This window comes from Mangrovibacillus sp. Mu-81, assembly GCF_036867415.1.
In the GTDB taxonomy this organism is placed as follows: domain Bacteria; phylum Bacillota; class Bacilli; order Bacillales; family Bacillaceae_B; genus Rossellomorea.
The window spans coordinates 25,983-39,972 of record NZ_JBAJHU010000018.1; the positions used below are offsets into that span (position 1 = coordinate 25,983).

Sequence of the window (13,990 nt, forward strand, 5' to 3'; positions counted from 1 at the left end):
GCACTTCCTTACAATGTTCATTTATTTCCACTGATTTATCATATGATGATTTTTAATCATTTAATAAACTTTTCACTTGTTCTTCCACCATTCCAAGATCGATTAGCTGCTGCTGTAATTTTGAATGGTATGCTGCACTTACATGAGGAAGGCTTCCCCTTAAGATTTCTCGCGCGTAATGCTCTGGCGGCTGGACTTCGTCAAACTTGGTTTTCACAATAAAGGTAAGCACATCTTTATAAACTGTTTCCCCGATTGAGACATCTACAAAAGCTGCCCTGTACCACCCCGGGGCTACTCCCTCTCTTGTAAACAAGTATTCTACAGCTTCCTGGGGTACATCGTATACTATTCCTTCCATCGTACCGCCATCTTCAATAATATCCCCGCGTCCTCCGTCCTCCACTTTAAACAGATATCTCATGGAATATCCCTTCAAAGCTCCGGCTCCAAGACATATTTTAAAGTGGTGATCGACTTCTGCCAGTTTAAAGCGGGCATCATCCATACAAGATCCATAAGCAAAATATAGAATCCTTTCCGGCTTTTCTTTAATAAATTGATGAACTTTCCAGTCACCTGAAGATACTTCATTTTGAAACATCTTTTCCCCCAGCCCGTAGTATACAAAGGCTTCGACTGGTCCCTGATCTGTATTGACTTCTTGCAGTTGACGATTATAGAGGTTTTCTTCTCTTCCTTCTATGAAATCTTCAATATCATCCAGTTTGTGGAGAAGAGCATCATTTATTTTATATATTTCGCCGTAGACTCTCCCTTCCCCTTCTTTCATTGCAGGATATCCCTTCCCGGTATCATAGAGCCTGCCTTCTGCCCAAGCCTGCTCATAATGCAGTTCTGCTTCCTTTAAAAGGGAATGATTTTCTTCATGTCTTCTTAATGTGCCATAAACAAATACGTTCACTTTATCTCTCCTCAATAGTTAATTGTATTAGATATATTTTATCAAACTCATTTTGATTTTTCAGTTAAATACGCTTCAGAACCCAAAAGAAGACAGTCCAAACAAATATATGGACTGTCTTCTTTTAAGTATGCGCTTACAAAACAGCTTCAGCTATTTAATCGCTTGTTGGGCTTGTTCTTTTAGTCTGAACTTTTGGATCTTACCTGAGGCTGTCATCGGATAAGAGTCAGTGAATTCAATATACCTTGGAATTTTATGTCGAGAGATTTTACCTCTGCAGTATTCTTTAATTTCCTCACTAGTAGCCGACTGACCTTCTTTCAGTATGACCCAGGCCATGACTTCTTCTCCGAATGTTTCATCTGGGATTCCTATCACCTGTACATCAAGTATTTTAGGATGAGAATACAGAAACTCCTCTATTTCCCGTGGATAGATATTTTCACCGCCCCTAATGATCATGTCTTTTAATCTTCCCGTGATCCTGCAATAACCATGTTCATCCATTACAGCCAGGTCACCTGTGTGCAGCCATTTCTTATCATCAATCGCTGATTCTGTTGCCTCTTCATTTTTGTAATACCCCTTCATCACATGATATCCACGCGTACAAAGTTCTCCCTGCGTCCCGATTGGTACTTCCTTATCGGTTCCTGGCTCAACGATTTTCACTTCTACCTCAGGCAGTGCCCTTCCGACTGTTTCCACTTTTAACTCAAGGGGGTCATGAGTACGTGTTTGTGTGATGACTGGCGAAGATTCTGTCTGGCCGTAAGCGATGGTGATTTCCTCCGCGCCCATTTTATTCATGACATCTTTCATTACTTCAATCGGGCAGTTGCTGCCTGCCATGATCCCCGTCCGTAGACTGCTCATATCATACTTTTCGAATTCGGGAAGATTCAATTCCCCGATGAACATCGTCGGAACACCATGTAATGCTGTACACTTTTCTTCCTGAACGGTTTTCAGTACCAGTTCAGCTCTAAACTCTTGTATCGGCACCATCACAGCACCTACCGACACACATGCCAGAGTACCCATCACACAGCCGAAGCAATGAAAGAATGGAACAGGGATACACAGCCTGTCCTCATTAGTCAGTCTCATACATCCGGCAACATTAAAAGCATTATTTACAATGTTCGAGTGTGTAAGCATCACCCCTTTTGGAAAACCTGTCGTACCAGAGGTGTATTGCATATTGATGACATCCTGGGGTGAAAGACTCTTCAGTCTTGTATCCAGCTCTTCCTCTGCGACTTCACTGCCAAGTTCCATGATTTCATTCCAATTGAAAGTCCCCGGATATTTCCTCTCCCCCATCACAATGACATTCTTTAACTTTGGCAGCTTTGTACTATGTAAGTTACCAGGTTCTGAGTCATTGAGCTCCGGGCAGATTTCATAAAGCATATCGATATAAGAAGCTCCTCGGAATTCTTCCATCAGGATAATTGTTGTACTATCCGATTGCCTCAGCAGATATTCGAGCTCGGCTGTACGGTAATTAGTATTTACCGTTACCAGTACGGCTCCCATCTTCCCTGTTGAAAACTGACTCAGAATCCATTCAGGAGTATTGGATGCCCAGATTGCAACATGTTCGCCTTTCTCGATACCCAGTTTCATAAACCCCTTTGCTGCCTGCCTGCATTTCAGGTTCAATTCTTCATATGTCCATCTCAGCCCTCTGTCTGCATAGACAACTGCCTCATGTTCAGGCTGTACGCGAGCCTTTTCTTCGAGTAAATCCCCAATGGTAATGTGTAAGATGTCGGTCAAACGTATATCCCCCTTGTCTGAATGATAAACTTCTTAAGCGTGAATTATATTCTATGCGTGTATATTATCACAAAAGTTTAAATTTTCAAACTAATAAAGATGGAAATTTTCCATAGCCTTTACCTATTCTTTCTATTCTAGCGGAGCATCATCAAATCTTTCTGTTTTGACAAAATTTTTTGTTATGAATCCTTTCTCTACAAAAAAAGCTAAAATCCTACTTTTGATGGATTTGAATAAAAAGACTTTTCAAACCCGGAGTTTCTATGTAAAATAAAAAGAAAATATAGAAAATTCTATATTTTAAACATTCCTAGGAGGTTGGTCATGAAAATCTTAAGTAATGAACAGTTGGTTGCAGCTTATCGAGATGCTGAGAAACAAGGGAATGATCAAGACTGGATTCAATTATTAAGAAAAGAAATCCGTAACCGTGGATTAAAACCTTTTAGGAAATCATGACACTGGAATTATAAAGAAAATAAATGAAACCAATTCTCACCCCCTGAGAAATAATTAGTTGACAGACTCTGATTTCGAGTCTGTCTTTTTCAATATTTTTTCATTTTTTGACTGATATGATCTTCTATTTGCTTTTTTTGTTCGCCGTCCAACAGTCCGATTTTGTGGAAAAGGTACGTATACAACAAAATCTTGTTGAAATGAAGATACTTCATCATGAGTACTCTCCTTCCGTCCAAATCTTTCCCTGAGGAAAAATCGTTTCATTTTACCACATTTTATGCAGAGTATATTATAGAGTGAAGCAAACAAGCACAAAAAAAGACTGATACACTTCTCATGTATCAGCCAACACATTCATCTATCACGTTCAAACAAAGAGATTAACCTTCTAAAAGCAAATCTTCAGGGTTTTCCAGTAAGTTTTTAATCATTGAAAGGAAACCTACAGCTTCTTTTCCATCAATGATTCTATGATCATACGATAGAGCGATATACATCATCGGACGATTTTCCATGTTTTCCTTATCAATCGCTACAGGGCGGAGTTGAATGGTATGCATTCCAAGAATTCCAACTTGCGGACCGTTCAATATCGGTGTTGACAGTAAAGAACCAAAAACCCCGCCATTGGTAATAGTGAATGATCCACCTTGCAAGTCTGAAAGTGAAAGCTTGTTATTTCTTGCTTTTGTTGCAAGCTCCATGATTTCTCCTTCAATTTCTGCGAAGTTTTTTCGGTCACAGTTTCTTACAATAGGCACTACTAACCCATCTTCAGTGGAAACAGCTACACCAACGTCATAATATTTCTTAAGTACGACTTCATCACCGTCAATTTCAGCATTGACATAAGGATATTTCTTAAGCGCAGCGACAACAGCTTTCGTGAAGAAACTCATAAATCCTAGTCGCACGTCGTGATTTTCGAAGAATTTATCCTTTTTTCGCTTACGTAATTCCATCACTGCCGTCATGTCAATCTCATTGAATGTCGTCAACATCGCTGCTGTCTGCTGTACTTCAACAAGACGCTTAGCGATTGTCTGTCTGCGACGGGACATCTTCTCACGTTCAACAGGCTTGCCATCATCTTTCTTTACAGGGGCTTTTTTCGCCTCTGGAGCTTGCTTGGATGGAGCTGAAGCAGGTTTATTATCATATGCTTCAATATCCTGCTTGCGAACACGTCCAAGTGGGTCGGTCGGAACTTGAGAAAGATCAATTCCTTTTTCACGGGCAAGCTTGCGTGCAGCCGGTGATGCAATCGGACGAGACTTTTTGTCTTCTTTGGAAACAGGTGCTTCTTGTTGAGGTGCTTTCTCTTCTGACTTCTCCTCTTGCTTAGGAGCTTTTTCCTGATCTTCTTTCGGTTCAGAAGGTGCAGAAGAAGCTTCCCCGCCTGCTCCAACAATGGCAATTACTTGTCCGACTTCTACAGTATCACCTTCATCAGCTTTGAGTTCCTGAATAGTGCCGGCCTCTTCAGAAATCACTTCAACATTTACTTTATCTGTTTCAAGCTCTACAATATATTCGCCTTTTTCAACATATTCGCCCGGTTGCTTCAGCCATTGAGCAATCGTACCTTCTGTAATTGATTCTGCCAATTCTGGAACTTTGATTTCTGCCACTGTGATATCCTCCTCTTTCTTATCGAGTTAACGCTTCATTTATGATTCTTGCCTGTTCTTTTTTGTGTACGGTTGGTTCACCTTCAGAAGGACTTGAACGTCTGCGGCGGCCAACGTATTGAACTTCTACTCCGTCAGCTGCGAGATCGCGAAGGCGCGGTTCAACGAATGTCCAGGCTCCCATATTCTTAGGTTCTTCCTGTATCCATACAAGCTCTTTAAGATTTGGATATCTTTCAAGGATACCTTCCAAATCATTCTTAGGGAAAGGATATATTTCTTCTAAGCGCAGGATATGGAGCCAATCTGTTTTATCCACGTCCTTAAGTTTCTCTTCCAGGTCAATTGCTATTTTACCGCTGCCGATGACAATGCGTTCCACTGCCTCGTGGTTTTGACCCAATCCTTTTTGTTCTAATACGGAGTGGAACTCACCTTCTGCAAGTTCTTCAGCCGTAACAGCAGCAAATTGGTTTCTTAACAGGCTCTTAGGTGTCATGATGACGAGCGGACGGACTTCTTCCTTTTGGAGGATTGCCGCTTGACGTCTCAGGATATGGAAATATTGACCGGCAGTAGAACAGTTGGCCACTGTCCAGTTATATTCGCCTCCTAATTGAAGGAACCTCTCAAGGCGTGCGCTCGAATGCTCCGGACCCTGTCCTTCGTATCCATGAGGGAGCAGCATGACAAGGCCTGATTTCTGACCCCATTTAGCTCGCCCGGCAGAAATGAACTGATCGAACATCACCTGTGCCATATTGGAGAAATCCCCGAATTGTGCTTCCCAAAGAACCAGTGTTTCAGGGGCAAAAACGTTGTAGCCATATTCATAGCCGACGACTGCTGTTTCGGTCAGTGGACTATTAAGGACCACAAACGAAGCATTACTGTCCTGGATATGATGTAATGGAATGTATTCCTCACCGGACTTTTCATCATGAAGAACAAGGTGGCGCTGGGCAAATGTTCCTCGCTCAGAATCTTGCCCGGTTAACCGGATTGGCGTTCCATCTTTTAAGATCGATGCAAATGCAAGTGTTTCCGCATGTGCCCAATCAATTTTTCCTTTTCCTTCAAAAACTTGACTGCGTCTCTTAAGAATTTTTTCAAGCTTTTTGAACACATTGAATCCTTCCGGCCATTTAAGCAATTCATCATTTATCTGCTGAAGCTTTTTGAATTCAACGGAGGTCCCCAGTTCAGGCAGCCCGTTTGCAACATCTTCAGGCGGAGCAAGCACAGTATCCGGATCTTCATCCTTTGCCGGCACCTTTTCATATGCGGCCTTCAGTACCTTTTCAACGTCACCATCCATCTCATCAACGTCTTCTTTAGCGACGATCCCTTCTGAAATCAATTTCTCTGCATAAAGATCTTTGACATTTGGATGGTTCTGAATGATTGAATACATTTGAGGATTCGTCACCATAGGCTCATCCATTTCGTTATGACCGAATCTGCGATAACCGATCAAGTCGATGACAAAATCTTTACCAAACGTTTTACGATATTCATAGGCTAATACGGCAGCAGCCAGACAGGCTTCCGGATCATCGGCATTCACATGCACGATCGGCACTTCAAAGCCTTTTGCTGTATCCGATGCATATTTCGTTGAACGTGAGTCACGGCTTTCTGTAGTGAAACCGATCATATTATTGGCAATAAGGTGAATGGAACCGCCGGTATGGTAGCCCCTTAATCGACTCATATTCAGGGTCTCGGCCACTACTCCCTGACCAGGGAAAGCAGCGTCGCCATGAATCATCACCGCATAAGATGTTTCATCTGATTGGACTGGGTATCCACTTTCTTCACGATTCTCCTGTGCGGCACGTGTATATCCTGCAACAATTGGACTTGCGACTTCCAGGTGGCTCGGATTGTTTGCCAGTGTAACGCGGGCCCTTGCAGTGGGCAATGCCTGCGGTGAAATCTCTCTATCTGCCCCAAGGTGGTACTTAACATCCCCGGTCCAGCCGAAAGTGATGCCGATCGAACCCTCTGAAGGAATTAAATCCTTGCTTGGTGCATGCTGGAATTCAGCAAATATCATTTCATATGGTTTACCGATCACATGTGCCAGTACATTCAATCGACCTCGGTGAGCCATTCCGATATTCACGGTTTTGGCGCCTGCTTCAACAGAATAGCGGATTAATTCATCCAAAAGCGGCACCATCGTATCCAATCCTTCGATTGAAAATCGTTTTTGCCCAACAAATGTGCGATGAACATACTTTTCAAACCCGTCAACTTCAGCCAGACGCTTTAATAAGGAGGTTTTCTGGTCCTTTGAAAGCGGGGAGAAATAAGAACCCGATTCAATTTTTTCCCTAAGCCAATTCTTCTCTTCCAACTCATGCACATGGGCATATTCAAAGGCGAGCTTTTGTGTATATACTTCCTTTAAGTGGTTGACTGCCTGCAGGCCATCTTGAATGTGAGATGGGGCATCAGGGCATAGAAAATCAACGGGAATGCTCTTTAAGTCTTCTTCTGTTAAATCGAATTCGGATAACTCGATTCTTCTTGTATCTTTATTCCGGTCATTCAGCGGGTTGATATCTGCAGCTAAATGTCCATATGTACGAATATTATCCGCCAATTTGACAGCCGCTACCATCTTACTCAGTGCTGTAGGCTGAGCAGGCAGGGTAAATGAAGCATCTGCTTTCTGTGCGTTAGCCATTACTGCAGCATCTTCAGCAGCAGGCGGCCCCCATTGTTCAAATAACTCCCTCAATTCAGGGTCTACTTCAGACGGATCATCAAGGAATTGTTCATAAACCTCCATCACGTAGCCCAGATTTGGTCCATAAAATGAATGCCATGGCTCACCTAGGTTTGTCGATTGCTTTTTCATCGTGAAAAACCTCCAACTATTTGCCAGTTAGTATAATTTGGGTATCAGGTATCCTTACAATTCAATCTTCATCAATTGTTATGTAAGAATAATAATTTACAAAACACTAAAACGCTTACAAGGATATTTTATCACTGTGCAGTAGTAAGATAAAGTCTTTATGACAAATTTCTCAAAATTTCGGTTTTTACTCTGCTCCCTATCCTTTTAACTTATATTCCCATAATAAATTGTGAAAAATCTTCATTTAAAATCGATTATTCTGAAATAATTTTTTATTAAGCGCTTTCTTACTCACCTTCTTGTGGATGCATAGTAAGGTAACTTTTTTCATAAACCATCTTACTACTCTTACTAAAAAAAACCAAATACTTTTTCTCATTTTAGTGATTTTTTAATGATTGTAAGAATCGTATATTAAAAGTGTTTCAAAAAGACAGGCATTGTTCTTTTCCCCGTTAAACAAAAGATTAACCTCCGGACCTGAACTCTTCGCCCATATTTGCATAGTATATTACATCATAAGGAATGTTGAACTCTTGATTTTTGACATCCCTCAGCTGACAGACGGCCCAGTTGTAAAGAAAGGTGTTGCTTATGTTCCCTTGGAGTCTATTCCCATTCAACAAAGACATGAAAGAACAAATGAACCAGATGAATCCGAAGGAAATTGATTCGTATGTACAGGAAATGATGAAGAAGATGTTTCCCGGCGGATGGAGCAGTATGATGAACCCTAACGAAGCCATGAAGGGAAATCAGCCTTTTATTCATCCGATGGGTGAGGAACAAAATCAAAAGGGATCTCATCCACCGAATTCTTCCCAATCAGTTCCTGTCAATATCTTTGAAACATTTGAAGATGTATATATCCGGATGAAAATCCCGGATGAAGAGTGGATGAAACAAATGAAAATATTTCACACCTCAAATCAGGCAATCATTGAGAACATACCCGAACACGGTGACCGGCAAGTCCTTACACTTCCGGCGCTGGTTAAAAAGAAAGGGGCAATCGCACAATTCAGAGAAGGCATCCTTGAACTAAAGATACCTAAAAGCATAGATATGCAATACACAGAAATAGACGTCTCGGATAAATACTGAGACGTCTACATTTATTCATTTCTATCTATTGCCTTTTTTAACTTGACGCGTACGAGTGTCCCGGCAGGCTGATTCTTTTTCGCTTCGATTGTTCCTCCATAGTTAAAAATCAATTTAGAAGCAATGGCGAGACCTAATCCGTACCCTCCTTTTTCCCTGCTCCTTGCTTTATCTACCCGATAAAAGCGATCAAATACCTTTTGCAAATCTTCTTCTGGAATCCCTATCCCTTCATCCCTGACTTCAATGAGAACATGTTCATCATATTCAGATAACAGAACTTCGATGCTGGTATGGGGTTCGGAATATTTGACTGCATTGTCCAATAATATGACCAAAACCTGTTCAAGATGTCTTTTCAAAATAAAGGCTTCTGAATTCTGTTTTACTTCATTTTTGAGCTGAAACACGTAATCTTGATGAAGGAATGCAAAATCCCGGATGATTTTATCAGAAGCATCCTTTATATTTACTTTTGCGTTTTCAATATCTGTCATTTCACGGTCCGCCCTTGATAATTCAAGGAGTTCACCGACCAATCGTTTAACTCTGTCAAGTTCTTCCAAAGAAACATGCAGGGATTCTTCCAATATGGACGGATCTTTTTTCCCCCAGCGGTTTAACAGGGACAGATGTCCCTCCAATACTTGGATAGGGGTTCTTAATTCATGCGAAGCATCTTCAACGAATTGTTGCTGCTGTCTGAAGGACTTTTCAATCTCACTCATCATTTTATTGAAAATTTGCGAAAGTTCACTGATTTCATCGTGGGCGTTTGAATTTTCGACCCGCCTTTGAAATCCGTTCCGTTCAATGGATCTCATCGCTTCTGATAATTTGTTCAATGGCCGAATGAAATTTTTTGCCATTAGATAACCCAATAAGGCGCTTAACAATAATGCCGCGGCACCGGTAATCGACATCATCCAGAATAGATTATTCATAATCTTTTCATAGCGATTGAGGGGCTGAATGATTTCTACATATCCATTGAATTTCTTTGAGAGTATAGGAGTATGTCCAATGAGAACCTTCTTTCCATCGGATTCAATCAATTTGACCGTTTTATCTCTGACAGGCTGGAAGGGGATATAAAAGGCAGGTTCATTCTCCCCTCTGATTTCCAATTCCTGTTTACCCTGACGATCAAGGATTCTGATCGTCTGATCTTTCTCAGCAATTTGCTTCATGAGATCTCTGCTGTCATAAATATCTTTCAATTCAATATCGGGGCCGCGCTGTTTAAAGAACACGGTTATCTCATCCAGAACCCTGCTGAAGTTGTTCTCCTCTTCATCTAACATCCATTTGCCAATTGCATGGTATTGAAAGAAACTGAACAGGAAGAACGCCATAAATATGGCTGAACCGGCTGCAAGTGCCCACTTGATCTTTAAAGATGATGGTTTAAACCATCTCTTCCATTTACTCATGATCTCATCACATATCCGGTTCCGCGTACTGTCTGAATGATACTTTCATCATCCGGGGAGTCCAGTTTATTACGCAGATATCGGACGTAGACGTCTACGACATTGGTCTCCACTTCTGAATCATATCCCCATACTCTATTCAATAAAACTTCCCGTGTCAGAACGATGTTTTTATTTTCCATAAAAGCGAGAAGCAGATCGTACTCCCTCTTCGTCACTTCGATCTCAACATCTTCTTTATAAACCTGCCTTGATTCCTTATATACCTTCAAACCTTTATGAACGTAGGAGGTGACAGGTGTTTGCGGTACATCTTGCTGAGATCTGCGAAATACAGCTCTCAGCCTTGCTAGAAGCTCCTCAATGGCAAACGGCTTTACAATATAATCATCTGCACCGCTGTCAAGACCTGATACGCGGTCCATCACACTGTCCCTTGCTGTGATCATCAAGATGGGAATTTCCTTACTCTGTCTGATTCTCCTGCAAACTTCAATGCCGCTGAGTCCCGGGAGCATAAGATCGAGCAGGATGACATCCCATTGCTCATTCAAGGCCATTTCAAGCCCGTCTCTCCCCGTAAATGCAAGTCCGGTATCATATCCTTCATACCTGAGCTCCAGTTCAATGAATCTTGATAGGTTTTTTTCATCTTCAATTACTAATATTTTTTTCATGCACTCACCTGCTATGATTACTGATTCCTTTATTTCTTAGTGAAAAAATCATTGAAAGCCTGAAAAATTTCAATTCCTTGATAAGTGAACAGCGTCAAAGCTGTAAAACTAAAAAACAGGATGGGTATGAAGCGAATCCACATCATAACATTACCTCCCTTATAAGCTTTCAATTTATTATCCTCTTACATTATTAGAAACTGATGAGAAAATAATAAAATTTTACTGAAAGGTTAGTTTACATAATATTATTATAATGGATTGTTGTTTATCTATTTTCACCACAATAATGATTCTTCCCTTTTTAAGAATGTTTCATCCAAATCAACTTAGTAGCTTTCGCAGCTCACCATCCTATCCTGCAACGTTTAATTCGTTTCATGAAGAGGTATTTATAACCATATATATGTACTACCGTACTAGAGAGGAGAAACGATCAATGACAATGTGGATTGTACTTATTGTTTCAGCATTTATACTTTTTGCCATCCTGGAAGAAATAATCTATTTTATACTGCGTACGAGAGTTATGGAAAATCATCGCTCAGCGAAAGAAGGGAAAATAAAATCCCTTTATAGGAAAGTTAAATATAAGCTTAGTCCTTCCTAGGACCAAGCTTTTCTTCATGGTGGTTTAGATGATTCGGAGAATAGACCGGACGATCTCAATTGCCCCCGTTCTTCACTGTTCCCCTATCATTTTACCAAAGTTCATTAAGCACATATACCCGACATCCTCTGGTATGACTTGAGCATTCTGGATATGTTAAGATAGAAACTATTAATTTTAGCAGTTTCTTGAAAGGGTGTTTTCGATGTTGATTGATTTGAATTGTGATTTGGGTGAAAGTTTTGGTGCGTATACTATCGGCAAAGATGAAGAAATGATGAAATATGTTACTTCTGTCAATATTGCATGCGGATTTCATGCAGGAGATCCACTGGTTATGATGCAGACAGTTCACCAAGCCATTGAACATAACCTTAAAATAGGTGCTCATCCGGGATTGCCAGATCTACAGGGATTCGGCCGGAGAACGATCAATATCACACCCCAGGAAGCTTATGCACTGGTACAATATCAAGTCGGTGCACTTCAGGCAATGGTAAAGGCACAGGGCAGTAAGCTCTCCCACGTAAAGCCGCACGGTGCTTTATACAATATGGCAGCGAAGGATATTGACTTATCTCGTTCAATCGCAAAAGCAGTATATGACCTGGATGAATCACTAGTATTATTCGGACTTTCAGGAAGTGAATTGACAAGGGCCGGGACTGAAGCAGGTCTAACGGTTGCCCATGAGGTTTTTGCAGATCGGACCTACCAGGCTGATGGTACTCTCACCTCAAGGAGTCTCCCTGATTCTGTCCTTCACGATGCAGATAGAGTGGAAGAACAAGTGATGAGAATGGTAGAGCATCAACAGGTATATGCAGTGACGGGTGAAATCATATCCATACAGGCAGACACAATTTGCTTGCACGGGGATAACAGCGAAGGGGTTAACCTGGCTAAGAGATTGAAAGACAGACTGCGTTAATATCTACAGGTTTGCGTCTGAGTTATCTCAGGATAGAAATTTGGGAAAAGAGGTTTTCAGGAAGGAGAGATACACAATGAAAATAATGAACTTAGAAACCCATAAACGCGATGAAATGATTGAAATCACCAGGAGTGTTCAGGATTATTTAGCTCAAACTGATGTAAGTGATGGATTGGCAATAATCCAATCCTTGCATACAACAGCGGGAATAACGGTGAACGAAAATGCCGATCCCGATGTAAAGACGGATTTTCTGAGACGGTTTGATGAAGTTTACCCCTGGAATCATACACAAGATCTTCACAGTGAGGGGAATACAGCCTCACATTTGAAAACAAGTTCGGTCGGTCATTCCCAAACAGTGATTATAAATGATGGAGAGCTGTTGCTCGGAACGTGGCAAGGGATTTATTTCTGCGAATTTGATGGTCCTCGAAGCCGTAAATATGCAGTAAAGATCATCACTTCCTAGGGTCCGGAAAGAAATAGCCTCCGACTCAATCCGGAGGGTAATCTTCCAGGAATCTGTCACGATTCCCTTTACTTGGGATCATACATGATTCACTTTTGCCGAACCATTTATAACGGTTCTTGGCAACCCATTTATACACTCTATCCCTGACAGGTTCCGGGATTCCCAGGAAAATACGGAACATTTTCCATGGTCCCTTCAAGCGCGAGGCTATGTGTAACGCTGCATTTGACTCCAGATACACTTTCCCATCCATAATCAACACAATACTATCGATCGATTCAGGGATTTGATGTTTTTCCTTATATAACATTCCCGCTTCACTTTGGAGGGAAGCAAACTTGAATTCACGCTTTGGGTCCCGTTCAATGATAAAACGCACAGAGTTATTACATAGATTACATATGCCATCGAATAATATGATTCCCATTGATCCTCACCTCACTGTAGTAATCATGCTATTTATCAAGGGTCATTTTTTGAATTCGATTAGATGATCTGTCACGTTATAATCATGAACATTCCAAGCTTTCTCTTGGAAGTGAAGATTGGTTAAGCATCCATTGAACAATTTGAATTGCTTCAGTTTTTCTCCTTTATTGTGGTATTTATTTATGATTGAATGGATGACTGCGCCATGAGACACCAGCAAGACTTTTTTATCCGGAAACCGGTTCATCACTTCGTGCAATCCTGCTTCAATCCGCTGTTCAAGTTCCTCTTCAGGTTCCATTCCAGGAAAGATAAAGTCAGGATATTTTTTCGCTCTAATTTCCCTTGTCATTCCTTCGCCATCACCAAAATATCTTTCCTTAAAGTCATTCATCTCAATAATCGGAAGGTTCATTGCCTCATTGATGATTTCAGCAGTTTCCCTTGCTCTCTTAAGTGAAGTAGTGACCACCGCATCCCAGTCTGAACCTTTCAGAAACTCTCTGCACTCTTCAGCTTGTTTCCGGCCGGTTTCATTAAGGGGGATATCGGTTTGCCCCTGCAGTTTCCCCAAAAGGTTCCATTCCGTTTGACCGTGACGGACGATACATACATGAGTCATTGTTCTTTCCCTACTTTCTTCAATT

13 protein-coding genes are annotated in these 13,990 nt (G+C 41.2%); 4 read left to right on the forward strand and 9 right to left on the reverse strand.

Annotated features, from left to right (window positions below):
- Positions 1-52 precede the first annotated feature (52 nt).
- The gene (locus tag V6B33_RS20970; protein WP_334219601.1) at positions 53-925 is read right to left on the reverse strand and encodes a gamma-glutamylcyclotransferase; all 873 of its coding nucleotides are present in this window, start codon (positions 923-925) and stop codon (positions 53-55) included.
- A gap of 153 nt (positions 926-1,078) precedes the next feature.
- Entirely contained in the window at positions 1,079-2,704 is a 1,626-nt protein-coding gene (locus V6B33_RS20975; RefSeq protein WP_334219634.1) for an AMP-binding protein, read from the reverse strand.
- A gap of 336 nt (positions 2,705-3,040) precedes the next feature.
- Between V6B33_RS20975 and sda the strand changes: the two genes are divergently transcribed.
- Positions 3,041-3,175 carry a sporulation histidine kinase inhibitor Sda gene (gene sda, locus V6B33_RS20980; RefSeq protein ID WP_172251557.1) on the forward strand — a complete coding sequence of 45 codons (135 nt, stop codon included), beginning with the start codon at positions 3,041-3,043 and terminating at the stop codon, positions 3,173-3,175.
- A gap of 89 nt (positions 3,176-3,264) precedes the next feature.
- On the opposite strand, the gene V6B33_RS20985 is transcribed toward sda, so the two are convergent.
- The 3 genes from V6B33_RS20985 to V6B33_RS20995 all read right to left on the reverse strand — a co-directional run bounded on the left by V6B33_RS20985 (position 3,265) and on the right by V6B33_RS20995 (position 7,678).
- Positions 3,265-3,393, reverse strand: coding sequence for a hypothetical protein (locus V6B33_RS20985; RefSeq protein WP_334219602.1), 129 nt, complete (start codon positions 3,391-3,393; stop codon positions 3,265-3,267).
- A 165-nt stretch (positions 3,394-3,558) separates the two neighbouring features.
- A complete protein-coding gene (gene odhB / locus V6B33_RS20990) occupies positions 3,559-4,809 on the reverse strand; it encodes a 2-oxoglutarate dehydrogenase complex dihydrolipoyllysine-residue succinyltransferase (protein ID WP_334219603.1) in 1,251 nt (416 codons plus the stop codon).
- A gap of 19 nt (positions 4,810-4,828) precedes the next feature.
- Complete coding sequence (locus V6B33_RS20995; protein ID WP_334219604.1) at positions 4,829-7,678, reverse strand: 2-oxoglutarate dehydrogenase E1 component; 2,850 nt, start codon at positions 7,676-7,678, stop codon at positions 4,829-4,831.
- 597 nt (positions 7,679-8,275) lie between these two features.
- Here V6B33_RS20995 and V6B33_RS21000 point away from each other — a divergent pair.
- Positions 8,276-8,785, forward strand: a complete 510-nt coding sequence (locus tag V6B33_RS21000; protein WP_334219605.1) for an Hsp20/alpha crystallin family protein — start codon at positions 8,276-8,278, stop codon at positions 8,783-8,785.
- 11 nt (positions 8,786-8,796) lie between these two features.
- Here the strand turns inward: V6B33_RS21000 and V6B33_RS21005 are convergent, their stop codons facing one another.
- On the reverse strand, positions 8,797-10,218 hold the full coding sequence (locus tag V6B33_RS21005; RefSeq protein ID WP_334219606.1) for a HAMP domain-containing sensor histidine kinase: 1,422 nt from the start codon (positions 10,216-10,218) through the stop codon (positions 8,797-8,799).
- Entirely contained in the window at positions 10,215-10,895 is a 681-nt protein-coding gene (locus tag V6B33_RS21010; RefSeq protein ID WP_334219607.1) for a response regulator transcription factor, read from the reverse strand. The genes V6B33_RS21005 and V6B33_RS21010 overlap by 4 nt, the downstream gene beginning before the upstream one ends.
- An 815-nt stretch (positions 10,896-11,710) precedes the next feature.
- Between V6B33_RS21010 and V6B33_RS21015 the strand changes: the two genes are divergently transcribed.
- Positions 11,711-12,436, forward strand: a complete 726-nt coding sequence (locus tag V6B33_RS21015; RefSeq protein ID WP_334219608.1) for a LamB/YcsF family protein — start codon at positions 11,711-11,713, stop codon at positions 12,434-12,436.
- A 76-nt stretch (positions 12,437-12,512) separates the two neighbouring features.
- Entirely contained in the window at positions 12,513-12,911 is a 399-nt protein-coding gene (locus tag V6B33_RS21020; RefSeq protein WP_334219609.1) for a secondary thiamine-phosphate synthase enzyme YjbQ, read from the forward strand.
- A 25-nt stretch (positions 12,912-12,936) separates the two neighbouring features.
- Here the strand turns inward: V6B33_RS21020 and V6B33_RS21025 are convergent, their stop codons facing one another.
- Both V6B33_RS21025 and V6B33_RS21030 read right to left on the reverse strand, forming a co-directional pair.
- The gene (locus tag V6B33_RS21025) at positions 12,937-13,341 is read right to left on the reverse strand and encodes a thiol-disulfide oxidoreductase DCC family protein (RefSeq protein WP_334219610.1); all 405 of its coding nucleotides are present in this window, start codon (positions 13,339-13,341) and stop codon (positions 12,937-12,939) included.
- A 42-nt stretch (positions 13,342-13,383) separates the two neighbouring features.
- The gene (locus tag V6B33_RS21030; RefSeq protein WP_334219611.1) at positions 13,384-13,965 is read right to left on the reverse strand and encodes a histidine phosphatase family protein; all 582 of its coding nucleotides are present in this window, start codon (positions 13,963-13,965) and stop codon (positions 13,384-13,386) included.
- Between the last annotated feature and the right edge of the window lie 25 nt (positions 13,966-13,990).